General features: G+C 36.2%; 26 protein-coding genes. 8 read left to right on the top strand and 18 right to left on the bottom strand.

Features of this window, described 5'->3' with window-relative positions; translation table 11 throughout:
* The first annotated feature begins 236 nt into the window (after positions 1–236).
* Complete coding sequence (locus AC6CHJ_RS01600; RefSeq protein WP_184117524.1) at positions 237–581, top strand: DUF4181 domain-containing protein; 345 nt, start codon at positions 237–239, stop codon at positions 579–581.
* 228 nt (positions 582–809) lie between these two features.
* Here the strand turns inward: AC6CHJ_RS01600 and AC6CHJ_RS01595 are convergent, their stop codons facing one another.
* From AC6CHJ_RS01595 to AC6CHJ_RS01575, 5 genes are all read right to left on the bottom strand, one after another.
* The gene (locus AC6CHJ_RS01595; RefSeq protein ID WP_249775351.1) at positions 810–2,066 is read right to left on the bottom strand and encodes a helix-turn-helix domain-containing protein; all 1,257 of its coding nucleotides are present in this window, start codon (positions 2,064–2,066) and stop codon (positions 810–812) included.
* Between the two features lie 119 nt (positions 2,067–2,185).
* Entirely contained in the window at positions 2,186–3,823 is a 1,638-nt protein-coding gene (locus AC6CHJ_RS01590) for a M4 family metallopeptidase (protein WP_498287082.1), read from the bottom strand.
* 308 nt (positions 3,824–4,131) lie between these two features.
* The gene (locus tag AC6CHJ_RS01585) at positions 4,132–4,287 is read right to left on the bottom strand and encodes a hypothetical protein (protein ID WP_498287081.1); all 156 of its coding nucleotides are present in this window, start codon (positions 4,285–4,287) and stop codon (positions 4,132–4,134) included.
* Positions 4,288–4,485: 198 nt separating this feature from the next.
* Positions 4,486–5,559, bottom strand: coding sequence for a helix-turn-helix domain-containing protein (locus tag AC6CHJ_RS01580; RefSeq protein ID WP_498287080.1), 1,074 nt, complete (start codon positions 5,557–5,559; stop codon positions 4,486–4,488).
* An 81-nt stretch (positions 5,560–5,640) separates the two neighbouring features.
* Complete coding sequence (locus AC6CHJ_RS01575) at positions 5,641–6,237, bottom strand: class I SAM-dependent methyltransferase (RefSeq protein ID WP_498287079.1); 597 nt, start codon at positions 6,235–6,237, stop codon at positions 5,641–5,643.
* A gap of 284 nt (positions 6,238–6,521) precedes the next feature.
* Between AC6CHJ_RS01575 and AC6CHJ_RS01570 the strand changes: the two genes are divergently transcribed.
* The gene (locus AC6CHJ_RS01570) at positions 6,522–7,550 is read left to right on the top strand and encodes a DUF5011 domain-containing protein (RefSeq protein ID WP_498287078.1); all 1,029 of its coding nucleotides are present in this window, start codon (positions 6,522–6,524) and stop codon (positions 7,548–7,550) included.
* A gap of 459 nt (positions 7,551–8,009) precedes the next feature.
* Here AC6CHJ_RS01570 and AC6CHJ_RS01565 read toward each other — a convergent pair whose 3' ends face one another.
* From AC6CHJ_RS01565 to AC6CHJ_RS01555, 3 genes are all read right to left on the bottom strand, one after another.
* A complete protein-coding gene (locus tag AC6CHJ_RS01565; protein ID WP_498287077.1) occupies positions 8,010–8,879 on the bottom strand; it encodes a DNA-3-methyladenine glycosylase family protein in 870 nt (289 codons plus the stop codon).
* 171 nt (positions 8,880–9,050) lie between these two features.
* A complete protein-coding gene (pgoN, locus tag AC6CHJ_RS01560) occupies positions 9,051–9,896 on the bottom strand; it encodes a glyoxal/methylglyoxal reductase (RefSeq protein ID WP_147195246.1) in 846 nt (281 codons plus the stop codon).
* A 22-nt stretch (positions 9,897–9,918) separates the two neighbouring features.
* Complete coding sequence (locus tag AC6CHJ_RS01555) at positions 9,919–11,112, bottom strand: MFS transporter (RefSeq protein WP_249775345.1); 1,194 nt, start codon at positions 11,110–11,112, stop codon at positions 9,919–9,921.
* A 201-nt stretch (positions 11,113–11,313) separates the two neighbouring features.
* Between AC6CHJ_RS01555 and AC6CHJ_RS01550 the strand changes: the two genes are divergently transcribed.
* A complete protein-coding gene (locus AC6CHJ_RS01550) occupies positions 11,314–11,685 on the top strand; it encodes a winged helix-turn-helix transcriptional regulator (protein WP_147195695.1) in 372 nt (123 codons plus the stop codon).
* A gap of 159 nt (positions 11,686–11,844) precedes the next feature.
* On the opposite strand, the gene AC6CHJ_RS01545 is transcribed toward AC6CHJ_RS01550, so the two are convergent.
* Positions 11,845–12,540, bottom strand: coding sequence for a hypothetical protein (locus AC6CHJ_RS01545; protein WP_498287076.1), 696 nt, complete (start codon positions 12,538–12,540; stop codon positions 11,845–11,847).
* A 451-nt stretch (positions 12,541–12,991) separates the two neighbouring features.
* Here AC6CHJ_RS01545 and AC6CHJ_RS01540 point away from each other — a divergent pair, with 451 nt between their 5' ends.
* Both AC6CHJ_RS01540 and AC6CHJ_RS01535 read left to right on the top strand, forming a co-directional pair.
* Complete coding sequence (locus AC6CHJ_RS01540) at positions 12,992–13,168, top strand: hypothetical protein (RefSeq protein ID WP_184117525.1); 177 nt, start codon at positions 12,992–12,994, stop codon at positions 13,166–13,168.
* Between the two features lie 551 nt (positions 13,169–13,719).
* A complete protein-coding gene (locus tag AC6CHJ_RS01535; RefSeq protein ID WP_498287075.1) occupies positions 13,720–14,283 on the top strand; it encodes a hypothetical protein in 564 nt (187 codons plus the stop codon).
* Positions 14,284–14,413: 130 nt separating this feature from the next.
* Here the strand turns inward: AC6CHJ_RS01535 and AC6CHJ_RS01530 are convergent, their stop codons facing one another.
* The 9 genes from AC6CHJ_RS01530 to AC6CHJ_RS01490 form a co-directional block, all read right to left on the bottom strand.
* On the bottom strand, positions 14,414–14,713 hold the full coding sequence (locus AC6CHJ_RS01530; protein ID WP_498287074.1) for a hypothetical protein: 300 nt from the start codon (positions 14,711–14,713) through the stop codon (positions 14,414–14,416).
* A 75-nt stretch (positions 14,714–14,788) separates the two neighbouring features.
* Positions 14,789–16,495 (bottom strand): M20/M25/M40 family metallo-hydrolase, encoded by a 1,707-nt coding sequence (locus AC6CHJ_RS01525; RefSeq protein WP_498287073.1) that lies wholly within the window; start codon positions 16,493–16,495, stop codon positions 14,789–14,791.
* A gap of 134 nt (positions 16,496–16,629) precedes the next feature.
* A complete protein-coding gene (locus tag AC6CHJ_RS01520; protein WP_498287072.1) occupies positions 16,630–17,370 on the bottom strand; it encodes an IclR family transcriptional regulator in 741 nt (246 codons plus the stop codon).
* Between the two features lie 87 nt (positions 17,371–17,457).
* Positions 17,458–18,873: an alanine/glycine:cation symporter family protein gene (locus AC6CHJ_RS01515; protein ID WP_066784067.1), complete on the bottom strand. Its 1,416-nt coding sequence runs from the start codon at positions 18,871–18,873 to the stop codon at positions 17,458–17,460.
* A gap of 190 nt (positions 18,874–19,063) precedes the next feature.
* Entirely contained in the window at positions 19,064–19,279 is a 216-nt protein-coding gene (locus AC6CHJ_RS01510) for a DUF2922 domain-containing protein (protein ID WP_392995268.1), read from the bottom strand.
* A 20-nt stretch (positions 19,280–19,299) separates the two neighbouring features.
* Positions 19,300–19,518 carry a DUF1659 domain-containing protein gene (locus AC6CHJ_RS01505; RefSeq protein WP_392995270.1) on the bottom strand — a complete coding sequence of 73 codons (219 nt, stop codon included), beginning with the start codon at positions 19,516–19,518 and terminating at the stop codon, positions 19,300–19,302.
* 110 nt (positions 19,519–19,628) lie between these two features.
* Positions 19,629–20,939, bottom strand: coding sequence for an aldehyde dehydrogenase (locus AC6CHJ_RS01500; RefSeq protein WP_498287071.1), 1,311 nt, complete (start codon positions 20,937–20,939; stop codon positions 19,629–19,631).
* Between the two features lie 346 nt (positions 20,940–21,285).
* Positions 21,286–21,411 (bottom strand): hypothetical protein, encoded by a 126-nt coding sequence (locus tag AC6CHJ_RS01495; protein WP_498287070.1) that lies wholly within the window; start codon positions 21,409–21,411, stop codon positions 21,286–21,288.
* A 234-nt stretch (positions 21,412–21,645) separates the two neighbouring features.
* Positions 21,646–22,395 carry an SDR family NAD(P)-dependent oxidoreductase gene (locus AC6CHJ_RS01490; protein WP_498287069.1) on the bottom strand — a complete coding sequence of 250 codons (750 nt, stop codon included), beginning with the start codon at positions 22,393–22,395 and terminating at the stop codon, positions 21,646–21,648.
* 365 nt (positions 22,396–22,760) lie between these two features.
* Between AC6CHJ_RS01490 and AC6CHJ_RS01485 the strand changes: the two genes are divergently transcribed.
* The 3 genes from AC6CHJ_RS01485 to AC6CHJ_RS01475 all read left to right on the top strand — a co-directional run bounded on the left by AC6CHJ_RS01485 (position 22,761) and on the right by AC6CHJ_RS01475 (position 25,614).
* A complete protein-coding gene (locus AC6CHJ_RS01485) occupies positions 22,761–24,191 on the top strand; it encodes a GntP family permease (protein WP_498287068.1) in 1,431 nt (476 codons plus the stop codon).
* Positions 24,192–24,256: 65 nt separating this feature from the next.
* A complete protein-coding gene (locus tag AC6CHJ_RS01480) occupies positions 24,257–24,973 on the top strand; it encodes a CoA transferase subunit A (RefSeq protein ID WP_147195262.1) in 717 nt (238 codons plus the stop codon).
* On the top strand, positions 24,964–25,614 hold the full coding sequence (locus tag AC6CHJ_RS01475) for a 3-oxoacid CoA-transferase subunit B (RefSeq protein WP_147195264.1): 651 nt from the start codon (positions 24,964–24,966) through the stop codon (positions 25,612–25,614). The genes AC6CHJ_RS01480 and AC6CHJ_RS01475 overlap by 10 nt, the downstream gene beginning before the upstream one ends.
* Position 25,615: the final 1 nt, after the last annotated feature.

The following is a 25,615-nucleotide window of genomic DNA, read 5'->3' as shown; positions in this document are numbered from 1 at the left end:
CTTTCTTTCGGGAGTTAACTTCCACTCAGCGGTTGTAAATGGAGAGAGAACGGTAGTAAAACGCTCGGGAACGGTTGGAAATCATCTAAGAACAGCGGTAAACCTTCCTAACTTTTTTCCTCTATGCATTTAAATTTTTATCAACTCTTAGAATGAATTTGTAGACTCTTCTTATCTTATTGAATATTCAAAAATCAATAAGTATAATAGTATAAAAAAGGTTGGAGTGTATTATATTGCTAAAATTTATAATTATTTTTTCTGTCTTTTGTATTATTGTTTGGGCTTTAGATTTACTACTAAGAAAAAGCTTAAAAATCCCAAAAGATAAGGATTACCGCTTTGTCAATTCTACACACAAAAAAATTGAAATCTCCATGATTTTAATTTTCCTATTTGTTTTAGTTTTTAGTAACTATAAATTCCCACTCGCCATGATCTTATTAATTTCTTTTGTTTTAATTCGAGCTTTTATTGAATGGAAATATGATAAAAATAGAAGAGAATACATCATAACGCTTATTTCAATTTTCACCTATCCGACTTTTATAAGCATTGCTTATTATTTGTCTTTTAATTGAGTTATAGTGAAAATAAAAAGAGTGGTTCCCCTTTTTGTAGGAGGAACCACTCTTATTCTATTTTAAAGGGGGGTATTTTGTTCAGATAAATTTTCAATCAACTTCTTAATATTTTATACCAGGGATAATATCATGGTCTGGAAATTCTAGACCTACATATAGACTTAAAGCACCTGTTAAAATTAATGTGAATACTAATAATTGTTTTCTTTTCATTTTGTTTTCCTCCTAATTGTGACGAGCTTTATTTGCTAAACGATAAAGCTCGCTCGCTTTTTTGTACTTAGTATTTTGGAAGTAATAGTTTGCTAGCTTTTCTGCATATTCCACAACGTACTGGTTTAACTGTTCTTTTTCAAAGAAATCGATCGCCTCCCGAAGTGTTTCTTCATATTGCTCATTTTCCAGATTTCTAATCTCCATATATTGAAGATGAAAGTGAAAATGGTATTCTCTATAAGGAAAAGTATCTAATAAAGACAGTCCCTTATCACACCATTCCATTGCTGCTCCAAACTGTTCCAGTTTCATATATTCTTTCGATAGCAAATAAATTAAACATAATAATTCATTACCCGATAATTGTGCAGACTGGAAGGCAGACTGTAGCTGATCAATAGCTTCTAGAGAACGACCCATATCTGAATAAAGATAACCTAGATTATGTTGCGTGATAGCAATTGTATGCGTTTTTTGTAATTTCTCAGAAAGCTGCAAGGCTCTTTTTAAAAACTTTTCAGATTCATAATAATCTTGAATTCGGCGTTGATTAACACCTATTAAAATTAATGAATCAAGTAAATTTTCAATATCAAATTCTGCTTCAAAGGATTCGATAGCATTTCTAGCAACCTGAATGGATTGAAAATACAAGCGATGATGTGTGTATAACCAAGCTTGGTTAAAATAGATTCTACCTTTTTCAATCTCTGAAATTTCAATAAGCTTCATTAAGCCTATTAGCTTTTCATTGCATTTCATGGCTTTATGAAATTCCTCTTTCCTACACAGATACAAACTTAAGTAGTAATAATAATCAAAAAATATTTGTGGCCACTGGGAAAGCAGATCAATCGATGTTTGATGGATTTTTTGATACTGAATGGTAGACTGTTTGACTTGTCCTGTAAAAACATATAATCCAAATAAGTAAATATCGTACTGTATACGAATCTCTTGCGATTGACTTTCTTGAATTAGACCATTTAACTCTGGAATGAGCTTTTCAGCTTCTGAAAAGTTTCTGTTTTTTACATTCCCTTTAAACTGAGTAAAAACCCTCAGTAATCCCCCATCAAATTCATTCACTGCTTCCTCCGAGTCAAGTCCCAGCCTTTCACATAACATGTTGATGACTTCCTCACTCGCCGTGGCTACACCATTTTCGATTTTTGAAAGATAGGAAATTGCACATATTCCATCTGCTAGATCTTTTTGCGTAATGTTTTTCAGTTTTCGAAAGTAACGGATTCGTTCACCGATCAATTTGTCTAATCCCTCCTCCCACTATTCCTTATTAATAGTTTAATTATTCCATTAAATTAGAACAATAGGTTGGAGGGCCTAAAACAAACCGGTATACTATGAATTAATTATTAATATTCCTAGTTGACGCCAACTTTTGTCCACGCGGATGCCACTCCATTGTACTGTGTGCTTCCTGTGCCGTATAAATCAGCTGCTGATGCTAACATAGCTGCACGTGCTGCGCTAAAATTACTTTTTGGTGAAAGATAAACGGTTAGCGCGCGATAGTAGATTTTTTGAGCTGCATCGTATCCAATGCTTTGGATTGTATTATAAGCTGCTTTGTTTGGAATACCACTGTTTGTGTGGACACCGCCATTATCTGATGTAGTGTTGACATAGCCGCTCATATTATCCGGCTGGCCATATTGAGTTGGATTGGACAAACTTCTTAATGCATCACCTGCAATTTTAGGTGTGTACACATCTTCACCTATTAAGAAATTCTTTTTATCCATAAACATCGCAAAGGTATCAGAAATTGATTCGTTAAGTGCACCTGATTGTCCTTGATACTCTAAACCGGCGGTTCTTTCTGTCACGGCATGGGTAATCTCATGTCCTACAACATCAAGAGATCCTGATAATGATGTAAAGGTAGTTCCATCTCCATCACCGTATACCATTTGTGAACCGTTCCAGAAAGCATTATTATAATTTCTTCCATAGTGTACAGTAGAAGTTATCGTTGCGCCTTTATTATCAAAACTATTACGGTTGAAAGTATTTTTATAATAATCGTAAACAACGCCTGCATAGTAGTGTGCATCTACATCGGCACGTTGATTTGTAGCATTAAAGTTGTCATCAGGATCGACAGAGTAGCTTCCTGGCAGGCTGGATAAATTTTTAGCAGTTCTAGTTTCAATCACGCCTGTCATTGCCTTAGTTGTATCATATAAATAGTAAGTGCCGCTTGAATAATAGGTATTCAATTTCTTCGTATCTCCAAGAACTCCTACGCCTGTCCCTTCTGTTACTGCATTATAGGAATCAATGACATTACCAGTTTCTGCATCTACATAAACAACCCAGTTCGCTGGATAAGGGTTAATAAATTGGAGATTGACTTTGTATGCATTATAGAAATTATCTCCTTTTTTATAAATCACCTGTTTTCCTTCCTCGTTGGTGCCACTTTGTTTTTCTCCTTTTGGTCCAACTTCAAAGTCAACTAGTGTTTCATCTTTTGTCAGATCGATAGATTTCCAAGCATTGTTGATTGCTTCTTTTTTCGAAAGGTTTGTTTTCAGTTTACCCTTACCTTTAAAGTAATCTCCTGCTTCTACAAATACGTCACCATTGACAGCAGTTACATAGCCCTTCTCATCTGTGTGAACTTTTAGTGCAGAACCATCAACCGGAATACCTTGAACAGATTGTACAAAGTCAAAGTGTTTACTTCCGATTTCATCCTTCGTTACATCCAATAATGTTAAATCTTTCTCTACATCAAATGGATAGGTTTCTTTATTATCTTTAAGGAATTGTTTAACCGCTTCTTTGTCTTTATGCGGTTTGTTTGAAAGTTTCCCATGAATGAAGGTAGGAACGGCTTGTCCTTTTTTCTTGGTTACGTTTTTCTCATTACCAGATTCCTTGATTTTTGCTGCTAACACATTTTGAGAATTTGTAGCATGGGCAGTTGACGAAAACGGTAGTACGGCACCAACAGTTAAACTAAGAGCAAGAGCGATAGATGTACCTTTTTTCATAGATTATTCCTCCTAAGATTTATTTTTTGTAATTTTCTAAATCTTATCACAGCTTGCTAGTTTGGTAAATTGGGAAAACTAGTTAAAAAACCTTAAAATATCAGCGTTAATAGAGAGGTATTTTCCTCAACTTTCAATGTAAGTTATTCTCGTATATTGCAACAAATCTATCTATATTTATTAACCAAAAAAGTCTTCTATCAATTAGTGATAGAAGACAATTTTTATTTTAGCTTAGATATATAATCAATGAGCAGAATTTTATTGAATATGTGATAAATTTATAAATAATTTTAATTGAATACTAATTAACTCTTTTTATCTCGTATTTCTTCTAAAACTTTTATTATTGTTTTATTTTGTGCATTAATACCTGTTAATAACTTGGTAATTTTCATGCTATTTATTATATAAAATAGGATTAATATAATTGCCAGTATTACTATTTCCATCATCACTGCCATTTCTCCTTTAGAATAAATTCAACTTTAACCCTTCTATTTCCCAATTCATTGTGTTGTTTATATTCCATATCTCTTTTAATAGGACAAATCAAATAGAATGCTAACTGCTAACAATCTCAGGAGAAAAATGTCTAAATGTCTTGTAACTAATACAAGTCTAAATTCTAATCGTAAAGAGAACTTAGGCTTACTAGTAAATTATCTATTTTTATGAATGAGCTCTATATATTGTGTATCTCCATACCCTATGGTTGGGAAACGATTAAACAATCTATTCACTAATTCCATAGTAGGTTCATCTTTATTTTTTGCTATATATTTCACTACAGCATTGTCTTCTTTAAGCATATCTAAATAAATTTCTATGGCCTGATACATTACTGGAAACACGTCATTCGTTGGTCTTTGATGTTTTATTAGCACTTCTTTATAAATAGCAGAATAAGTACCCAATTTAAGTTCAGTTACATTCACTTTAAACTCATCTTCTCTAAAACTATATAGGAATATTTCTCCCTTATAGTTGGACTGCTCTAGATAAGCAAGCATTGTAAGTAGGTTCATCTGACAAAACATATCTTCTCCAAACCATAAAACAATACATTTATACTGTTTAGTAAACAGGTTATCCAATGGCTCGATTACTTTTTTAAAATAATTTTCTACTGAATCATTGTGTCCCTGAGCACGAGTTTTCACAAACTCTTCATCGAACACTTGGCTAGTTGCTGCATTTACGCACATGGCTTCATTAAATGGAACGTAATCAGAATCACCCATTAGTTTATTCTCTTTAAATTGTTCATACATAAATTGACCGTTTAATAAATTTAGTACATCTCTATCAAATAGCTTGCTTGACTGCCTTTTTAATTTTCCAACCTCTTTTGTTGAAATAATCATTCCATCCCACTCCCCTTCTTTTTCTAGAGTAAGTTTAATAAATGATTGAACAGGCATCTCATTAAGCTGAAACTCTCTTGGATTCAGGCCAAAAACGCTTTTAAACGCTCTGCTATATGCTTCTTGCGAAGAATAACCATAATCAACAGCGATATCAATTATTCTCCTATTATTTTTCAAGTCATCGGTAGATAAATATACCTTTCTAAGAAGAACATATCGTCTAATCGTTATACCCGTAGCCTGATGAAATTTAAAAGAACAATAATAAGGAGAATAGCCCATATAGCTAGAAAGCTCTTCTAGTGAAAAATCATTTTTTAACGTAGCTTCAATCCAATCAATCATATATTGTATCTGTTCATTCATCTATCTCACTCCTCTATTCCATTATAGGAGGCCTTTATTTCATCATTTTGATATTTCTTGTGCTTAAATTAAAGAGCGGGTTCATTTTACGCAGCTTGCTATAAACATTGACGCATCTTGGTTCATAAAAATTCGTTCTCCATGATAGAATGTCTTCATTTCTATTGATGTAAATCCTGCTTCAGCGAGAGTGGTCTTTAGTTCTTCATGAGCGAAACCGTTATGAACTTTCGGATGGTAGATTTTTTTATTTTTATCAAAATCGACAATGATTAGTTTGCCGCCAGGATTTAATATACTGAACAACTCTTGCAGTATTTTTTTCGTATCTGGCACATGAAGGAGCACTAAAGACATGACAACAATGTCCGTTTTCAACGCTGGTGTTTCCACTGTAAAATCCGAATAAAGTACCTTGGCATTTGTAATTCTCTTTTGATTAATTTTTGCTTTAGCTACTTCTAGCATTTGCTTTGATGAATCAATCAATAAAACAGAATCAACCAAATCAGCTATCTCCAGACTGACCAGTCCCGTTCCACTTCCGTAATCTACTAATGATTGAGATGAGCAATCTTGCAATTCCTTCCTGACTTGCTTTGAAATCACCTTAGCTAATTGCATCCTATATACCGTGTCGTACCTTTTCGCCATTTGTTCAAATACGTTCTCTTCCATTTTACTTTCCTCCACTTTTAGAAATATGCTATTTTACCTACAACAATAATTGATATCCTTTAAACAATTTGCACACCCTTTGATTTCCGCTCACAATTACCTTTTGAAAGACAAATAGTTATTAAATATTAATTCCATATTAATCCTATTTACTGATGCATCAACTTTTTTTTATTACTATAATAGTATTACTTTTATCATAGATTAGAGTTCTCTAAACCACCAATACCTCTCTACTCATCTCAAAACAATTCATTAAATAAAACAAAGTAAGGAGAATTAGCATGAAGAAATTTTTAAGCGCACTATTTTTTGCAGTAACTGCTTTGATTGCAGCTACTACTGCTTCTGCAACATCCATAAATGTTGTAAATGAATTAGAAAACAACCATGAAGAAGCAACAGCACAACTGGTTGAAGGCAATACAAAAGTAAATGGCTATATGGACGAGGAAAGAGATTATTATCGAATAGAGCTAACAGAAACAACTGCTATTGACTTCACTTTTAATAATATTGATCGTATAAATGGTTTTAAGTGGTCTATTTATTCCGCTAATGATTATAATTTTCAAAATATTAATAATGATACACACATTAACGTAGCTTCTTCAACAAAAACAAAACTGGTATTAAAACCAGGAATCTACTATATCGAAATATCCAACAATGTTTCTCAAGGAAGCTATACATTACAAATGAATAAAAAACTATATCACTTAACAGATTTAAGAGGGATGGGCTCTTCATCTAATCCTTTTTTATTAGAAAATAATACAATAGTAAACGAAGTTTCTTCTTCTTATGATGACGATATAGATTATTATCAAATTGAATTAAGCAAAAGAAGCCGAGTTACGTTAACGATTTCTAATACAGATCACCAAAACGGTTTTAACTGGTACATATACCCAAGGACAAAGGATTACTATTTTAATCATATTAATGAAAATACACACGTTAACCTAAATACATCAACAAAATTTTCGAGCATCTTAAGTCCAGGAACTTACTATGTCCGTATTCAAAATGAAGATTATGTTGGACGTTATACATTAAAAACATTAATAAATTCTGATATCCAAAAACCTGTCTTTAAGGGCATTTCCAACAAAATCATTAAGCGTGGCCAAGCCTTCAGTACAACTAAGGGCATTTCAGCAATTGATAACAAAGACGGTAATATCACGAAGAAAATTAAGATTTCTGGGAAAGTAAATTCAAAGAAAAAAGGCATTTATACACTTACTTATACTGTAACTGATAAAGCAGGTAATAAATCAATTGTTAAGCGGAAAATAACTGTAAAATAATTATATTTTTGAGTTTACAGCACCCTCTGTCAATTCAAATTAAGATGAGCAAACTATGATAAGAATAAGGCTAAAGAGAGCGTGTATTGAAATGATAGTTCAATACACGCTCTCAACTTTTAATTTATAATTAAACACATGCTTTGATCCGATAAAATGAGCGATTACTTTATGCATCTTCTATGCAATATTCACATTTCCAATAATAGCACGATACAATTTCCCTCTTATTCACCTGTAAAGCAAATTCAATAGAAACAATCTTAGTAAAAAGATTTTTTTCCAAGGTCAGTTATCCCACAGTTGGAGATTTGCACGGGCTTACTTCTTCAGCTCATCCTACAGGGATCTCCGCCTTACCAAGAATTTTACCTAAATATGCTAATACTTATATACCTTATAAAATATAATAACCAGCATTATCCAAGGTGGTTTACTAAAGCAATCTAAAATTAAAAACTATGTTTCAATACTCCGCCATAGATAAAGGGAGGCATAGCTTAAATAAGGAGACCATGGCTTGCTGTACTTTTCCATCTCATCCATTGTCGGCTTCTGTGGGAGGTTGTACCATTTTTTGATAGCGTTCTGGATACCGATATCAGCTTTAGGAAAATGATTAGGACGACCAACGCCGAATAAAAGAAAGTTTTCAGCTGTCCATCTGCCGATTCCTCGGATTTTTATAAGCGTATTCATGATTTCTTCATCAGGCTGTTGAGCAAGCGCCTCTAAATCTAAATGCCCCTCTGCAATTGTTTTAGCAAGGCCAATAACATATTCTGCTTTCCTCGTACTAAATTGGAGTGCTCTCAGTTCTTCTACAGTCAGTAGCGCCACTTCTTCTGGCGTTGGATAAAACCATACGCCGTCTAGTTGCATACCAAATGTGTGTACAAACCGTTCCGTCAATGTATGGGCAAAGGCAAGATTTAGTTGCTGATGAATAATACATTTAACCAAGCAGTTAAAATAATCAAAATCAAGCACAATTGCCGTTCCCCGATGCTCTTCAAAAAGATCACGAAGGTCAGTGCCTGCAAAATGTGTAGCAATCTCGTGTAAAGATTCATTCCAACGGAAAATCCTTCTCACGTGGCGAACTGCTTCCTCTCTAAATTCTTCTTTTTCCCCTTGAATATAAAATGCCGGTTCATCAACCGTGCCAATCCCTTGAACTGTTACCACCATAGGCTCACCCTGTAACCGTAGGGGCACTTTTATTCTACGTTCCGACAAATCAACCTCATGCAGAGGATCTAATGCCAGCCTACTCAATACCAAATCAAAATTATACGGACCTTGAATGTTTACATTTTCCGTCCACATGCCCATTCACCCTTTGTTATTTTTCTTCGATTATAGCATTTATATGGAATATATTGCTTGAATGCTATAGGGGTCACATTACTTTACTAAGACAAATGTGAAAAGCTTCTAGAAATTAAAAAAGCACAGAGAAAGAATTATCTTTCTCTGCACTCTGAATCCGTCTATTCATTAAAAATCAAAGTTATCTGGATCTGGACCTACACGGTGGTTTTGGTTTAATCCATCGATTACTTCCAATTCTTCTTGTGTTAATTCAAAATCAAATAAATCTACATTTTCAACAATACGGTGTTCTTTTGTTGATTTTGGAATGGTCATTACACCATTTTGCAAGTCCCAACGTACGATGATTTGGGCAACTGATTTATTATGTTTCGCTGCAATTTCTTTTAGTACTTCATTATCTAACAGCTGACCTTGCATTAATGGTGACCATGCTTCAAGCTGAATGTTGTTGTCTTGGCAGAATGCTTTCAACTCTTTTTGAGTTAATCGTGGGTGAAGTTCTACTTGATTGATCACCGGTTTAATTTCTGCATCCTTCATTAAATCTTCTAAATGATGAACTTGGAAGTTACTTACGCCGATTGCTTTTACGCGTCCTTCTTTATAAAGAGTTTCTAACGCTCTCCATGCATCCTTATATTTGCCTTCCACTGGCCAATGAATCAAATATAGGTCTAAATAGTCTAAGCCTAGTTTTTTCAAGCTTGTTTCATAAGCAGCAAGAGTTGATTCATACCCTAAATCTTCATTCCAAACCTTTGATGTGACAAATAAGTCTTCTCTTGAAATACCTGCTTCTTTTAAGCCTTCTTGAATTCCTTTACCTACACCTTCTTCGTTTCCATAAATGGCTGCAGTATCAATACTGCGGTAGCCATGTTTGATAGCTGTTTTTACAGCATTCACTAATTCAGGGCCTTCCTCCACTTTAAAGACGCCTAGTCCTAGCCAAGGCATTTTCACACCATTATTCAAAGTAGTTGTATCTTGTAAATTTTTTGCTGTCATCTGTAAAACCTCCACAATTTTATTATATTTTACTCTCTTGATCTTTTCGTTCCAATGATTTACTAATTCCTGTTAATACTGCTGCCACGACAACCATGATTGCACCAATCCATGGTGTATGGATAAGTCCTATTGAGTCAGTCACAAGGCCTCCTACATAAGAGCCTAGTGCAATCCCGGCATTAAATGCAGCAATATTTATCGCAGAAGCAACATCCACCGCACTAGGAACAAAGCGCTCTGCCAGCATAACAACATATACTTGCAATCCCGGCACATTCATAAAGGCTAAAAGCCCCATCAAAATAATTGTGATTAATCCAGCAACTTTATATGGTGCTGTAAAATTCAAAACAAATAGGATGATGGCTTGTATAATAAACATATAGAACAGGGCACGAATTGGGTTTTTATTCGATAGCTTTCCACCAACCATGTTTCCAATCGCAATCGCAATACCGTAAACTAACAAAATAACAGCTACTGTTCCTTCTTTAAAACCAGTAATATCCTGAAGCAATGGTGATAAGAAAGTAAATACCACAAATGTTCCGCCATATCCAAGAGCTGTAATGATGAATACAAGCAATAGTCGTCCGTTTGTTACAAGTTTAAGCTGGTCGCTAAAGCTTGTTTTGATTCCTTTTTTCAAATTAGATGGAACCAGGATGCTATTTGCGATGAAAGCAATGACCCCTATAATGACAATGGTAATAAAGGCTGCTCTCCATCCAAGCTGCTGTCCAATAAAGGTTCCAAATGGTACACCCGTTACTGTAGCCACCGTAAGTCCGGTAAACATAATTGAAATCGCGCTAGCTCTTTTATTTTCCGGTACTAAATCGGCCGCAATAGTCGAACCTATTGACATAAATACCCCATGTGAAAATGCGGCGATAACGCGTGCTACTAGCAATAACCCAATCGTTGTAGAGCTAGCTGCAAGTGTATTCCCGATAATAAAGACAACCATAATCCAAAGCAATAATGTCTTCTTTGACATTCCTGATGTCAAAGATGTTAATATAGGAGCACCGAATGTTGCCCCTAAGGCATATAAAGATACCGTTAAGCCTGCTGTCGTAACTGGAATACTTAAATCATTTGCAATAAGGGGCAGTAACCCGACACTAATGAATTCAGTTGTTCCAATCGCAAAAGCACTCACTGCTAAAGCAAGCAAAGCTAACGTACTTTGTTTTTTGCCTAAAGCCATAATATCTCCTCCTTCATTTTTTATATAAATAGAAACTTTCTTTTCGGATAAGATTTACGAAAGAAAGTATAGTATCAATTGGCTGGCAAATGTTATTATGGTATATATCAATCACAAAGAAAAGTACGCACTTTAAAGTTCTATAGAAACATAAAAGTATCATAGGAACCTTTTAGTACCTATAAGGAGGATAAATAAAAGATGCAAAAGAAGAAATATAATATATCTGTGGAAGCCACATTAGAAGTCATTGGCGGTAAGTGGAAATGTGTGATTCTTTGCCATCTGACTCACGGCAAAAAACGCACAAGCGAATTAAAGCGGCTCATGCCAAACATCACACAAAAGATGCTTACCCAACAGCTTCGTGAACTAGAAGAGGATGGCGTAATCAACCGAATCGTCTACAACCAGGTGCCACCAAAGGTAGAATACGAACTCAGTGAATATGGCCAAAGCTTAGAGGGCATCCTCAATTCACTATGTTTATGGGGAGAAAGCCATTTAACAAAAGTATACGGAGATAAATTTTCTGTTTTAGAAGATAGTGTGTTGAATGATCAACTAAAATAAGAATTACCTCATCCTAAATGAAGATTTGATGATTGTTACCCAATCGTTTGAATTCCGTTCAAACGATTGGTTTTTTTCATTCTGATTAGTTAAATGCATAAAAAAACTGCCTTATCTATCAAATAGACAAGACAGTGATTACCTTTATTAAGCTCTAACCTAATCAGCAGCATTTAGACTGATCTGCTCCTGTACGTTTAATTCATCCTCATTTTCAGTTTCGTTATTGGTAACATTTTCGGTTGTAGCAGTAGTTTGTTTAACACTCTCTGCAAGAGATCCTTGTACATTGGTCATTTGTTCCTTCAATTTTTCTAGTCGATTAGATTTATATTCACTATGTACACCGCGTTTTGCATCAATCTTCATTTCACTTTCTAGTGAAACCTTTTCACGAGAAAGCGTACGTCCCATTCGTGACAGTGTTTTAGTTTGCTCTAATGAGTCTGCTTTAGAAAAAATAGACTCCTCTGTAGTTTTGGGTGCTGACTCTTTGGACTCTGGAGTTTTATTTTCCAGCTTCCCTTTTTGCTCTTGAGCAATCTGTGCATCAATATCAGAGATTTGCTTTTCTAAGGCTTTCATTTGTTCTTTCAAACTAGATAGATCATTTCCTTTATCAAGTGCTCGTTCAGTTAGCTTGTTTTTCTGCTCTAGAATATTTTCACGTTGTTTCATTAAGCTCTCAATAAGGGAGCTTTTTTTGTTATGGCTACCAAACAATTGACGAGCCTGTACACCAATTGAAATAGAGTCTTTTGGTTGCTCTTGCTTTTGTTGTTGCATCTCCTGATTTTTCATCACGGTTACATTCGCGTGAATAAAATTCACTTTATGTTCTACCTGTATTTTCATCTCGAAGCCCCCTAACACATTCCTTATCTCATTCGTTATATCGGCGTAAATACAGTCACTTTACATGAATTGGGTGTTTTATGCCACGAATGGTTATTTGGTTGCTAAAAAATTTAGTAGTTTGAAGGATTTGAGAGGTAAATTTAGGGTTAAAACATCTTTGATTCTTGTAAATGTATTTAATAACTATGTTCGGTAATCGCAAATTACTAGGAAATGATTTTTCGCTTCCATCTTCACCAATCTAGAGACTACAGTCGTATGATATGCCTATATTTTGCTTATTCTCTTTTAATTTTCTGATTGTATAACATACTTTAAAAATCCTATTCCATTTTGTCCTCTTGCTTCTTAAAACTGTAATATTAGTTAACTAAATTTAACATTCAAATTCATTAAAAATGGTTTATAATAATTAAAAAAATTAAGCTTGCGTTGGGGAGTAGAAACAATGGATAACGAAATGTATAAGTCATCAGATCTTAATCCAAATGAAGAACAAAAGTCTCAAAAAACTGACGAAAATGAAATTTTAATTTCTATAGAAGAAACCATAGCCCAAAACAGAAAAATATTAGCGGAAAATCGTGAAATCTTACCAAGTTATCGAGATTCTTCACTTTCTTAATTTTTTATGTTTTGTAAAACGAGAAGCGGGCTTTTATAGCAAAAAATAAAGTGCAGACTCCTAATGCGGAGCCTGCACTTTATTTATTTAAGCTCCTTTAATCACATTCTTATCATTTCCTAGAGCCACCACAATACCGATCGTATCCGGAAAACCTTATTATCCAGAGTTAAATACTGACCTTGTTAAATTAGCTATGGAACGTAGTGGTATCAAAACTACGAATAAAATCTTGTTTAAAAAACCTGAATTCGAACAGTTAGCTTTGTTTTAATATGTTTTGCAATTAAATACTTTACTTTTACTGCATAACTTCTACGACACATCATATTACGAATGCGTAGAGATTGAATTAAAACATAGGGTAATAGTATTTGACCTTAGAGTAGTAAAATTGCTAGATGAGGTTGCTCTTTAAAATCTTAATATAACCACATTATTCAACCTTAATTAGGTTTTATAGGTGTTATTGCGGGTCTATATTTAAAACACAGCATTTCTATTTTACTATATAAATGGTACAATTATACCAAACAGAAAGGAAAGTGAAAATGAGAAAAATCATAATAAGTATGCTGGCTATTTTAACATTATTCTTCTTGCCTTCTATGGATAGTCTTGCTAAAACAAAAACAATACAAAATGGCGCAAGCTATCTTCCAAGCACAAAATATAATTATGACATTTATTTAAAATATGCATACAAAGAAAAAGTGACTGTATCATGTAAAAAAACCGAATATGCAACTCGATCATGCGTAAATGGAAATTATGGAAATATTAAAGAAGTTGGAGTTTCCTATTATTATGGGGATAATTTTTTAAGTTTTGGTGAAGCAAATAATATGGACAGTTCCATCATTCCAGGAATCAAATTTCCAATGAAACAAGGAAAAAAATACACAATAAAGAACATGATGACCTATTATAAAGTTGAGGCTGTTGATTCGACAAAGAAGATTGGTAGTAAAACTTATAAACATGTTATTCGTATTAAATATGACAAGTATTATCGTGTCTATATTGCTAAAAACTATGGCATTATTTTAATCAATACACTTGATACAAAAAAGCAAACTACTAGATACAAGGTGTTAAATTATAAAAAGAAGTAATTATAATCAAATCGGATTGAGAGAGTCAATTCAATAGTGTAAGTTGCTCTAATTTAAATAAATCAAAAACCCCCAATTGAGGGGTTTTTATATTTTAGCAAACTGAAATTTACTGCACCCCAATACAGATTTATAAAGTAGTATACTTGTCGTTTATACTCATGTTGTTTGTCATCTTGACGTTCTTTTGCAATTTTCCAAAAGCCCATATACTTGTTGAATTCATTTGAGATTTCTTTTCATTGAGAATAATTTCTCTTTCATAATCTCTCACTTCTTCATCTGTTTCGCTATTCTTCACTCCAAAGGCTTTGCGGTTTATTGAAATTTGCAACATGACTTTTAAGCTTTGCTTTCTTGTAAAAGTATTAGATGAGTTAACTTGAAACCCTTTAAAAGTTACATTTTCATGAGCTATAAAATGTTCCATTTGGTTTTCCCCAATCAATGATTAAGACGAAAAGATTAGATAATCTCTTCGTCTCACCTGAAAATATTCCGATTATTAGATTCCAATTGGTTCCTCATACTGTCTTTCTGACAAATCAGGCGCTGATAATTTTTTTTTTAATAAATTCATTGCCATAGTGCGAATCACTATCGGTAAAACATGGAATGTATATGGTTTATACACTCGCTCTGTCCATTTATGGCCATCTTTTCCGTATACCCCAACGTTAATAGACGGTATATTTAATCCGCGAATCTCGTTAACTGGCACAGGATAAATAGAATCCCATTCAGGGAAATTATTGATTAATGAGCTAAGCTCCTCATCACTTTCATGCAAGGATAGGAAACTGCCATCTGCTAAATACGGGAAGAATTTTTTTAAGGCAAATGTTTCGCCCGTCACCTGTTCCATTTCTACTAACGTTTCTTTTACCGATTTTAGAATCTCTGCATCCCGTTCATTGGATTGGTTCAAATAGTTGTGCGGCAAATAAGGAGGTGCAAAGAAAATGATGACTCTTGGTTTTTTATACGGATCCCAGTTCTGCAATTCCTCAACAATTTTAAAGCAAAGCTCCCTTGCTTCCATCTCTTTGTTTTCTCGCTGCACTTTTTTGGCCACTTCATAAGCAGGAATGCCTTGTGCCACTAATTCCTTCATAAAGTCAGCTAAGCTCGTCACTTCTAAATGCCACGACAGCTTTTTACCAGGCAATCCAGTTCGTTTCAGGAATTCTTCGTATTGCTTAGATAAATGAGCTTCTACGTCTACACATGCATCTGTAGCAATCGCAATCAACTTATCCATCACTTCTTTTGCAGAAAGCTCAAATAAGAAGTAGTTAAAATATAGGTAACTGCTTGTTGCAGTCTGTACTGAATAAAACTTCTTTGTATCTCTTTGTTGTAAACACGTTGGGGGAAGTGTCATTTCCCCTTCAATATTTTCAGCCAGCTCCAGATTATTATGGATTCGGCGTGTCAGTTCTGCTGCTACAAAGTTGGGGTCCACACCTGATAGCGTATCTCCTACATGTGCCTCGCGTCCGTAAATATAAAAACTCGGAAGAATTTTACCAGCAGCACCCGTATAAATATAGCGGTGCGGATCATTTTCATAGAGAGGCGTGATGAAATCATCATTAATAGCTGAGATAAATTCCAGCCCATGCTCTTCTTTTAAACGCTTCAACTCTGGAATAGCTGAGATGATTCCTTTATGCTGGGATTCCTCATCAGGATTGAACATAAGAAGAATGTTCCCGTCCAGTTCTTCAGCATGTTCAGAAAAATAAAGAACATTGGCTAAATGGACAGCAGCTCCACTCTTCATATCGACAGATCCTCTTCCAAACATCCAATCGCCAGAATTTGCATCCATTTGGACATCTTTATCCAGTTCGTATGTTTTGAAAAACTGTTCGATTTGGTCAGGGTTAAAGGCATCCTGTTTCAAATGTCCAAAATCCTCAATGCCCACTGTATCAATATGCGAATGGAAAATAATTGTATTTGTAGAGCTTCCCTTCCCTTTTACCAAGGCAAAAATATTTTTACGGTAAGGATCGTTCGGGACTTTTTTCTCCCAAACTTGATTAGGGTTTTGAATAAAGTAAGGAAAACTTTGAAGGATCTTCTTGAGTGAATCTGCGATAGCTCCCTCTCCAGCTGTTCCGTTCACGCTGTCTATCCCGACAAGCTGTCTTGTCAAAAATTCAACTTGTTGAGGCAAAGTCATTTCTTTTAATTGTTGATACATACCCATCCCTCCAATGTTTTCTGCATTATGGAAACGCTTTCTATTTTATTTATATTCATAATATATAATATTCAAATTAGTTTGTCATTATTTTTTTCACTAAAAAATCCCTTGATTAACTCAAGGGATTCCCATCAATAAAATCTTCCTATTCGATTTGAGATTTGCTCCGCAGCCACTTTTACTTTTTCTACTAGCTGTGGAAGACTCTCCTCTGTTATTCGAAAATCAGGACCATTAATGCTTACTGCAGCTAAAACCTTATTGCCGTATCCAAAAATGGGCGCTGCAATAGATATAGTGCCTTCCGTACGCTCCGAATTACTCATCGCATACCTATTCCGGCGTACTTCTTCTATCGTTTCCTTTAATTGAATGGTTTCTTCATCTGTCAAACCTAGCTTTTTTATAATATCTGCTCTTTCTTCTTCCTTCAAAAAGGACAAGATGGCCTTGTTGGGTGCACCGACATTCAATGGACTGCGAATACCCAAAGTTTCAGCGATTCGAACCTTTAAGGGACTGTCCACTATTTCAATTGTCATCCCGAAATTCCCATCTTGAATGTTTAAGTAAATACTTTCTTTTACGTCCAGTGCTAGGTCTTCCATAATCGGACGAGCTACATTTCTATAATCAATACTTTCAAGCACTTGTAAACCAATTTCCATCCAAAGAAGGCCTATTTTATAATGCTTTGTGTTAGGATTTTGTATAACAAGACCATGATCAATTAAGGAGTTTAATAAACGATGCATTGTACTGATTGGCAACTCTGTGCGTTTTGATAGCTCAGAAATGGACCATTCATTTCGATGTGGATCTGATCTTAAAATATGAATAATTGACATGGCACGGTCAATCGATTGAATCATGGTATTCTCCTATTCTTAAAAAATAGTTATTGAATCTATTATACTATTCCCCTGAATAGGAAAACAACAATCGACAGACTTTAACGACTATTCCGCCTTTTCTAATGACTGTTCTGGCTGAGAAAGCTGGACTTCCTCCATGTAGTTTTTCTTTTTATAGATACGTGTAAAGTAATCTTTTGTAATCTCCTTCACCTCACCGCCTAAGAATAACAGGGCGATAATGTTCGGCAAAATAACAAGAGCTAAAAGAATATCGAGGAATTGCCAGACAAACTTTAATCCGCCAATTGCACCGACAAATATGGCTCCAACATATACAAAACGCATTACTTTTGAAAAGAATGTACCAAATAAATATTCCGCTTGTTTCTCTCCGTAATAGATGATAACCACCACAGTCGATAACACAAAACAAAAGAGTGCAATGCTCATGATAATGCCAGCTAACTGGTCACCGAAAACTTGTCCCCACGCCATCGTCACCATGCTCGAAGCCTGTTCAGAAGGAACTTTCTCCCATTGCCCTGTACAAAGAACAACGATAGCCGTCATTGTACAAATGATGATGGTATCAACGATTACTTCAAAAACACCCCAGAACCCTTGTTTTGCAGGGTGATCAGTTTTAGCGGTTGCATGTGCAATAGGTGCTGTTCCCATTCCGGCTTCATTTGAGTAGGTTCCCCTTGCAAGTCCCCATCGAATGGCAGCTGCAATACCAGCTCCACCAAATCCACCTGCAGCAGCTATCGGTGTGAAAGCATGTTCAAAAATTAAAGCGAATATTGAAGGTATAGCAGATACATTGGCAAAGACTACAATTAAAGATCCAATTATATAAATGCCCACCATAAAAGGAACAAACTTCTCTGTAATTTTACCGATTCTTGAAATCCCACCAAAAACAATAATGCCAATTAACACCATAACTAATAAGCCCGTAATGATAGGCGAAATATGAAACGCACCAGAAATGGTTGTGGAAAGTGAATTGGATTGCACCATTGTGCTTGCTACAATTTCGAGCATTAAAGCAAAAGCAAAGAATGAGGCTACCGGCTTCCATCCCAAACCTTTCTCAATATAATACATGGGTCCCCCAACCCATTCCCCTTCTTCATTTTTCTCCCGATATTTTACTCCTAGCACAACTTCAGAATATTTAGCAGCCATTCCTATTAATGAGACAACCCACATCCAAAATATTGCCCCTGGTCCCCCGAATGCAATCGCTACAGGCACACCAATAATATTTGCCGCACCTACAGTTGAAGCTAACGCAGATGTAGCCGCTTGAAATGGTGTTAATGTTCCCTCAGATGCATCAGATTTGCTAAGAATTTTCCCGAAGGTTTGACTGATAATATGAGGCATATAACGAAACTGAAAGAAACCTAATTTAAAAGTAAGATACAGCCCCCCACCTAATAGCAAAAGCATCATCGGAAGTCCCCATATAAAATCAGTAATACCTCCAATAAGATTCATAAACTTGTCCAAAATTATTTCCCCCTTTGTGAACGCTTACAAAAATACAAATGTTTCCGTAATACGGAAATACTTTCTATAATAAAATTATATCAAAGGGAAATATCAATTGTATACACATTTCTAAAATTTCTAAAATAGATATTCTTATATTCAAAAAAGCTGTTCCATCTATATTTGATAGATGGAACAGCTCTGCTATTTATGCTTCTAATTCAGTTACAGTCCGCTCAACATAACGGGCACTATCTATTTCCGCTAAGCGTTCCCCTTTTATCTCAAACACGCCTTTTTCAATGATGGTGTTCATCACATCATACACCTCTTTGGATGATAGCCCCTCTTTTGGCGCATCAATACTCATTGAATAGCCTATGCCCTTCGAGGTTTGGAATTGAAGCTGTAATACTTTTGACATTGGTTCTCCTCCTTTTCATATTATTGTTGAATGCTTTCTTGCATTAGAATCCCTGTGCCGATCCATTCGTGCGCGTAAAGACTTGCAAGTGCTGTACCTACAGCTGCCAAGTTTTCTAATTGTGCATCTCGCGCTACATTTTGAAATGCTTTTGTTTTTTCGATCATTTGTCCTTGCGTATTCACGCCAGTAGAGAATTTAATGCGAAGTGTACCTTTTTCAAATGTTTTCGTTGCCATGTTGCTCACCTCCCTTTCATTCACTACATAGACTAAACTTCGAAAAAGAGGACAAGTATTTATAAAAAATGAAAAAAGCACCAACCCAAAGGTTAGTGCTCTTAAAACCATTATTTAGCTCGATTTAGCTTCAAAATGGATTTATAGTGTGTAAAGGTATCAAAGCTACCTTGTCCATGATAAGATCCCATACCACTCTCACCTACGCCCCCGAATGGCAGGTAAGGTGTAGCTAAATGGGAGATGGTGTCATTGATACAGCCACCACCAAATGAGATATTTCCTAGAACAGTGTTTTCTACTTCTTCGTCTTCTGTGAATAGGTACAGTGCAAGCGGTTTTGGTCTTTCTACAATTTTGTGGATTACTTCTGTTAAATCATCGTACTCGATGACTGGAAGAATCGGTCCAAAAATTTCATCTTGCATGACTGGATCTTCCCACTTGATGCCGTCTAATACAGTAGGCGCGATAAATAGGCGGTCTTCCTCTGTATCGCCTCCTACTACTCGTGTCCCATTGTCTAGGAAAGCGGACAGGCGGTTGAAATGTCGATCATTAATAATGTGTGTGAAGTCTGGATTTTTGGATACATCTTCTCCAAACATCTCCTTAATTTGTCCTTTCATCTTCTCAAGGAATTCATCTTTCACACTCTTGTGAATTAGCAAGTAGTCTGGTGCTACGCAGGTTTGACCGGCATTAGAGAATTTCCCTTTAGTAATGCGCTGAGCTGCAGTATCGAGATCTGCATCCTCATGGACAATACAAGGGCTCTTTCCGCCTAATTCCAGTGTGACAGGTGTTAAATGTTTTGCAGCTGCTGACATGATAATCTTCCCAACACCCGTACTTCCGGTAAAGAAGATATAATCGAATTTTTCTTTTAATAGAGCTGTACTTGTTTCTGCTTCACCTTCTACAACCGCAATGTATTCTTCTGGAAAATTTTCTTGCACCATTTTTGCAAGCACTCCTGAAGTAGCAGGCGTAAATTCTGATGGTTTCAGCACAGCACAGTTGCCGGCGCAAATCGCACCGATTAATGGCGCAACCGCTAATTGGAATGGATAGTTCCAAGGCGCAATAATTAAAGCCAAACCATAAGGCTCTGGGTAAAGCATACTCGAAGCATTACCAAAAACCTCTGGCGTTTGTGCTTCTTTCGGCTTAGCCCACGTATGCACATTATCTAAGATATATTTGATTTCGTGTAAAACGAATCCAATTTCAGTGCGATAACCCTCTTTTTCTGACTTGTTCAAGTCCTTACGCAAAGCTGCAAGTATTTCATTTTCATACTTCTTCATTGCGTCTACAAGTTTATTTAATGTCTCTACACGAAACTCGACATCCTTTGTTTTTCCTGTACGGAAAAAAGCCCGTTGTCGTTCTACAAGACCTTTATAATTTTCTGACATGATTATTCCCCTCTCAAACAAACTATACTTATTTGATGCAAAACCAGATTTCCTGCTTTTATTAATCCATAATTCTACCTAATTCTAAGCAAATATAGATATTATCATTTTTAAGTATAAAATGTATTATATACAATATACCTTCAATACACTAGTATACTGAATCGTGATTCTGCATTCTTTACTCTTCCCGAAAAAAAATATATCATTCAGCTGAACTAAATACCTTTGATTACCCGCTTCTTACTTTTTAAAACAAAACATTGTATGAAAAATGTGAAAAGCTCACCAATTTTTGTGGATATTTTATTTATGAACGACATGCATTTAAGACTTATGTAAGGTTTCAGCGATAAACATTTGTAGAGCGGTTGTAAATGGCCCCGCGACGGTGGTAAACGAGTTCTCCGCGGTTGTAAATCATCGCACATAGGTTGTAAGTTATTCCACCTTCAGCTTTTGGCCCCGGCATGGAAACTTGTTCTCCAACTTGACTGTAGGCGCGAACACCGGGGTATCTTAAGACCTAAATTGTATAGTTTCGACGGTAAATTTTCAGCGAGCGGTGGTAAATGGTCCCGCAACGGTGGTAAATGTACTAACAGCGGTTGTAAATCATCGCACATAGGTTGTAAGTTATTCCACCCACAACGGCAGAAAAAATCCCTTCTCCAGTAGAAAAGGGATTTAAGCTATCTTTAAATTATTAAACTGCAGTATATCCACCATCAACCAGCAAACTTGCTCCTGAGATAAAGGATGCATCATCACTTGCTAAGAAGAGAACAGCTTTTGCTACTTCTTCCGGTCTGCCCAAACGGCCGATTGGATGGAGTTCAATCAATTCTTGTTTTGCTTCTTCTGGCATGCCAGCAAGCAATGGAGTATCGATATAACCTGGGTTTACATTATTAATTCGAATGCCTTTTGCTGCATATTCAGAGGTTGCCGTTTGTGTAAGCAATTTTACGCCGCCTTTTGAAGCTGCATATGCACTGACTCCTGGCTTCCCTACAAATCCATGGATGGAATCATTATTAACAATGGCGCCGCCTGTTTCTTGTTTTAACATTTGCGCAAGGGCGTATTTATTGCAAAGGAAAACCCCATTAAGGTTGACATCGATTACCTTCTTCCAATCAGCATAGTTCATTTCATGAACAAGCGTTGCTGCACCAATTCCTGCATTGGCAAAAAGGACATCTAAGCTTCCATATTTACTCACAGTCTCTTCAACTAAACGTTGTACTTCTTCCTCTTCCGTTACGTTTGTTTTCATAAACATGGTTTGGTATCCATCTTGATTTAATTGATCCGAAAGCGCTTGTCCTTTATCAGACATGTCAGAAATCACGACATTCGCTCCTTCTTTCGCGAACTCTACTACCGTAGCTTCCCCGATACCACTTGCTCCACCAGTTACAATAACTGTTTTTCCTTTAAAACGATCTGCCATTTTCGATTCCTCCCTTAGAAATGATTTAACTTTTCGTCATTATTATAGCACTTTCTAAAAAAGCTAAACCGTCTGAAGTATTGCATTGGAAATAATTTCATTATTTCTAATAGCAGTTATCATTCCGTAATATCGGAAAATTCCACTTTTACGGAACGCTTCTAAAATGAAAAATCCGATAATCCGGAAATTTAAAATTAATTTGCAAATTACACCGTAGAATTCTTAGTAATTAAGGGATTTGCTTAAACAGATGTTTTTGGCATGATTCTTGCAATTAAATTAAGCTGAAGGGGATTTTTCAAAAAAGGAGGATGTATTTTTCTGCAAACGCTTTCTTACAAATAATAATAAGGGGGATTTTCATGGATTTAATTGTCATACTGTTGGCGCTTGGTTTATTAATGTTTGTTGCTTACCGTGGATTTTCAGTCATTTTATTCGCGCCTATTTGTGCACTTTTTGCTGTTTTATTAACAGAGCCTAGCTATGTATTACCTTTCTTCTCTGGCGTTTTCATGGAGAAAATGGTCGGTTTTATAAAATCTTATTTTCCTGTCTTCTTACTTGGAGCTATTTTCGGCAAGGTTGTGGAAATGTCTGGCCTTGCAGAATCCATTGCCAAAACGATTGTTAAATTAATCGGTGCCAAAAGAGCGATTCTTACCATCGTTTTATTAGGAGCTATTTTAACATATAGCGGCGTTAGCTTATTTGTAGTTGTTTTTGCTGTTTATCCATTTGCAGCACAGCTGTTTAGAGAAGCAAATATTCCGAAACGCCTTATTCCGGGGACCATCGCATTGGGCGCATTTTCTTTCACGATGGATGCCATTCCTGGTACCCCGCAAATCCAAAACGTTATTCCGATTTCTTTCTTTAAAACGGATATTTATGCTGCACCTACGTTAGGAATTCTTGGCGGACTATTTGTATTAATTTTTGGATTGCTTTATTTAGAATCCCGCAGGAAAAAAGCAGCCAAAGCTGGAGAAGGCTATTATGGCTTCGAAACAGAAACGGCTGCTACTCTTGAAACGATGAAGGAAGAGCCTGCTATCAAATTTACGGCAAATCAATCTGTACTCCGTCAAATCTTTGCCTTTGTACCTCTGATCCTTGTCGGCGTAATGAATAAAGTTTTCGTCACTTATATTCCGAAATGGTATCCAAACGGATTCGACTTTTCAAAAATCGGGCTAGATTCATTTGGTGTAGTTGATACTTCAGCAGTTGCGGCTATCTGGGCTGTAGAGATGGCACTTGTTGTTGGGATCTTTGCCACCATTCTATATGACTGGAATCGAGTAAAAGTAAACTTTAAAGAAGGCTTAAATGCAAGTATCAGCGGTTCTTTACTCGCGACCATGAATACTGGTGCAGAGTACGGATTTGGTGGAATTATAGCTGCTCTTCCAGGATTCTCAGCTATTAGTGGTGGGATTTCTCATACCTTCACGAATCCGCTCGTAAATGGTGCGGTAACAACCTCCACACTTGCCGGTATCACTGGCTCAGCATCTGGCGGCATGGGGATTGCTTTAAGTGCCATGGCAGATAAATATAATCAGATGATTGAAGCGGCCAATATTCCGCCTGAAGTGATGCATCGCGTTGTCGCTATGGCATCTGGCGGCATGGATACACTGCCTCACAATGGTGCAGTCATTACTCTCCTTGCCGTTACAGGTTTAACGCATCGCCAAGCTTACAAAGATATATTTGCTGTAACAATCATTAAAACAATTGCCGTTTTCTTCATCATTGCGCTTTATTCTTTAACAGGCATTGTATAAATCTTTTGAAAGGTTACTAGTTTCTATTATGCTAGTAACCTTCATTTGAAAGGGAGACTTCTAAAATGAGTAAAATCAATGAAAGCTTTGAATCAGCCATTCAAGAGATACAAGATGGTGCAACCATTATTGTAGGGGGCTTCGGCTTATCCGGCATTCCAGAAAAGTCAATCCTCGCGCTTCGAGATAAAGGTGTAAAAGACTTAACCATTATCAGTAATAATTGTGGCGTGGATGATTGGGGACTTGGCCTATTGTTAGCAAATAAACAAATCAAGAAAATGATTTCCTCTTATGTTGGGGAAAACAAGATCTTTGAACAGCAATTTTTAAGTGGTGAGCTAGAGGTAGAACTTGTTCCTCAGGGTACATTAGCAGAACGTATCCGAGCGGGTGGCGCTGGAATACCTGGCTTCTATACAGCAACAGGTGTTGGCACGAAAATTGCTGAAGGTAAAGAACACAAAGAATTTGACGGAAAGATGTATATCCTTGAAAGAGGCATTACAGCTGATTTTGCTCTTGTAAAAGCATGGAAAGCAGACACTCTCGGGAATTTGGTATACCGAAAAACAGCACGCAATTTCAATCCTCTGGCTGCTATGGCCGGAAAGGTAACGATAGCTGAAGTCGAAGAAATTGTAGAACCAGGTGAACTCCAACCGGATCAGATTCATACACCTAGCATTTTTGTACAAAGGCTCTTACAAGGCAACGGATATGAAAAACGGATTGAACGTAAGACAGTACAAGTGGAGAAAGGAGATTTTTCATGGACGTAAGACAAAAAATTATTCAACGTGCTGTATTAGAAATAAAAGATGGTATGAATGTGAATTTAGGCATTGGCATACCTACTCTGCTTGCTAATGAAATTCCCCCTTCCATCAACGTGTTGCTTCAATCTGAAAACGGGCTACTAGGGATCGGTCCTTACCCTACCCCCGCTGAGGTAGATCCAGATTTAATTAATGCAGGAAAGGAAACTGTAACAGCTGTGCCCGGTGCTGCCTTTTTTGATAGCGCAGAATCATTTGCCATGATTCGCGGTGGCCATATTGATTTGGCTATCCTTGGCGGTATGGAGGTTTCGGAAACTGGCGATCTTGCCAACTGGATGATTCCAGGGAAGATGGTAAAAGGAATGGGCGGCGCGATGGATCTTGTGAACGGTGCAAAAAAAGTAGTCGTGGTTATGGAGCACGTCAATAAGCATGGCGAATCAAAAGTAAAACAAATATGTACCCTTCCTTTAACAGGTAAGAATGTTGTGCATTGTTTAATTACGGATTTGGCTGTTTTTGAATTCACTTCAAGTGGAATGGTATTAATAGAACTGGTGGATGGCGCCACCTTAGAAGAAGTACAAGAAAAAACGGAAGCTTCTTTTACCGTGAGCCCACAACTGCTTATACATCAATAAT

Source organism: Rummeliibacillus sp. GQ308 (assembly GCF_059759115.1).
This window is presented reverse-complemented; position numbering and strand designations above follow the sequence as displayed.

What these genes read in the sequence shown, in the direction of transcription:
- AC6CHJ_RS01580 (WP_498287080.1), bottom strand. Translation starts at nt 5,559, where the DNA reads ATGAATGAACAGATACAATATATGATTGATTGGATTGAAGCTACGTTA.
- AC6CHJ_RS01575 (WP_498287079.1), bottom strand. Translation starts at nt 6,237, where the DNA reads ATGGAAGAGAACGTATTTGAACAAATGGCGAAAAGGTACGACACGGTA.
- AC6CHJ_RS01550 (WP_147195695.1), top strand. Translation starts at nt 11,314, where the DNA reads ATGCAAAAGAAGAAATATAATATATCTGTGGAAGCCACATTAGAAGTC.
- AC6CHJ_RS01570 (WP_498287078.1), top strand. Translation starts at nt 6,522, where the DNA reads ATGAAGAAATTTTTAAGCGCACTATTTTTTGCAGTAACTGCTTTGATT.
- pgoN (WP_147195246.1), bottom strand. Translation starts at nt 9,896, where the DNA reads ATGACAGCAAAAAATTTACAAGATACAACTACTTTGAATAATGGTGTG.
- AC6CHJ_RS01505 (WP_392995270.1), bottom strand. Translation starts at nt 19,518, where the DNA reads ATGGCAACGAAAACATTTGAAAAAGGTACACTTCGCATTAAATTCTCT.
- AC6CHJ_RS01535 (WP_498287075.1), top strand. Translation starts at nt 13,720, where the DNA reads ATGAGAAAAATCATAATAAGTATGCTGGCTATTTTAACATTATTCTTC.
- AC6CHJ_RS01555 (WP_249775345.1), bottom strand. Translation starts at nt 11,112, where the DNA reads ATGGCTTTAGGCAAAAAACAAAGTACGTTAGCTTTGCTTGCTTTAGCA.
- AC6CHJ_RS01590 (WP_498287082.1), bottom strand. Translation starts at nt 3,823, where the DNA reads ATGAAAAAAGGTACATCTATCGCTCTTGCTCTTAGTTTAACTGTTGGT.
- AC6CHJ_RS01565 (WP_498287077.1), bottom strand. Translation starts at nt 8,879, where the DNA reads ATGTGGACGGAAAATGTAAACATTCAAGGTCCGTATAATTTTGATTTG.
- AC6CHJ_RS01520 (WP_498287072.1), bottom strand. Translation starts at nt 17,370, where the DNA reads ATGATTCAATCGATTGACCGTGCCATGTCAATTATTCATATTTTAAGA.
- AC6CHJ_RS01485 (WP_498287068.1), top strand. Translation starts at nt 22,761, where the DNA reads ATGGATTTAATTGTCATACTGTTGGCGCTTGGTTTATTAATGTTTGTT.
- AC6CHJ_RS01500 (WP_498287071.1), bottom strand. Translation starts at nt 20,939, where the DNA reads ATGTCAGAAAATTATAAAGGTCTTGTAGAACGACAACGGGCTTTTTTC.
- AC6CHJ_RS01475 (WP_147195264.1), top strand. Translation starts at nt 24,964, where the DNA reads ATGGACGTAAGACAAAAAATTATTCAACGTGCTGTATTAGAAATAAAA.
- AC6CHJ_RS01480 (WP_147195262.1), top strand. Translation starts at nt 24,257, where the DNA reads ATGAGTAAAATCAATGAAAGCTTTGAATCAGCCATTCAAGAGATACAA.
- AC6CHJ_RS01545 (WP_498287076.1), bottom strand. Translation starts at nt 12,540, where the DNA reads ATGAAAATACAGGTAGAACATAAAGTGAATTTTATTCACGCGAATGTA.
- AC6CHJ_RS01530 (WP_498287074.1), bottom strand. Translation starts at nt 14,713, where the DNA reads ATGGAACATTTTATAGCTCATGAAAATGTAACTTTTAAAGGGTTTCAA.
- AC6CHJ_RS01490 (WP_498287069.1), bottom strand. Translation starts at nt 22,395, where the DNA reads ATGGCAGATCGTTTTAAAGGAAAAACAGTTATTGTAACTGGTGGAGCA.
- AC6CHJ_RS01585 (WP_498287081.1), bottom strand. Translation starts at nt 4,287, where the DNA reads ATGGCAGTGATGATGGAAATAGTAATACTGGCAATTATATTAATCCTA.
- AC6CHJ_RS01495 (WP_498287070.1), bottom strand. Translation starts at nt 21,411, where the DNA reads ATGCCGGGGCCAAAAGCTGAAGGTGGAATAACTTACAACCTATGTGCG.
- AC6CHJ_RS01510 (WP_392995268.1), bottom strand. Translation starts at nt 19,279, where the DNA reads ATGTCAAAAGTATTACAGCTTCAATTCCAAACCTCGAAGGGCATAGGC.
- AC6CHJ_RS01525 (WP_498287073.1), bottom strand. Translation starts at nt 16,495, where the DNA reads ATGTATCAACAATTAAAAGAAATGACTTTGCCTCAACAAGTTGAATTT.
- AC6CHJ_RS01540 (WP_184117525.1), top strand. Translation starts at nt 12,992, where the DNA reads ATGGATAACGAAATGTATAAGTCATCAGATCTTAATCCAAATGAAGAA.